1 protein-coding gene is annotated in these 378 nt (G+C 70.9%); it reads left to right on the top strand.

What is annotated here, in order from left to right:
* A partial coding sequence (locus tag H928_RS33790) for a winged helix-turn-helix domain-containing protein (RefSeq protein ID WP_043341675.1) occupies positions 1 to 354 on the top strand: 354 nt, incomplete at its 5' end.
* Positions 355 to 378 lie beyond the last annotated feature (24 nt).

The following is a 378-nucleotide window of genomic DNA, read 5'->3' as shown; positions in this document are numbered from 1 at the left end:
GTGCCCGCATCGATGCACGAGCCCGAGCACCTGGCCACCCTGCGCTTTGCCGGCTGGACCTTGAACATGCAAAGCCGCAGCCTGCATGACCCCGATGGCCTGCTGATCAGCCTGGCCCAGTCGGACTACCGCGTGCTCTGCGCGCTGGCGCAGAACCCGCAGCGCACCCTGAGCCGCGACTACCTGGCCGAGTACACCTTTGGCCGCGAGCGCCAGGCGCTGGACCGCGCCGTCGATGTCTGCATCAGCCGCCTGCGCCAGCACCTGGAGCCCCAGCCGCGCCAGGCCCAGCTGCTGCGCACCGTGCGCAATGCCGGCTATGTGCTCGCCTGCGAGGTCGAGACGCTGGCGTGAACCCCGCCGCTGCCACCCCAGGCC

Source organism: Comamonas sp. B-9, assembly GCF_000410635.1.
In the GTDB taxonomy this organism is placed as follows: Bacteria; Pseudomonadota; Gammaproteobacteria; order Burkholderiales; family Burkholderiaceae_C; genus Comamonas.
This window is presented reverse-complemented; position numbering and strand designations above follow the sequence as displayed.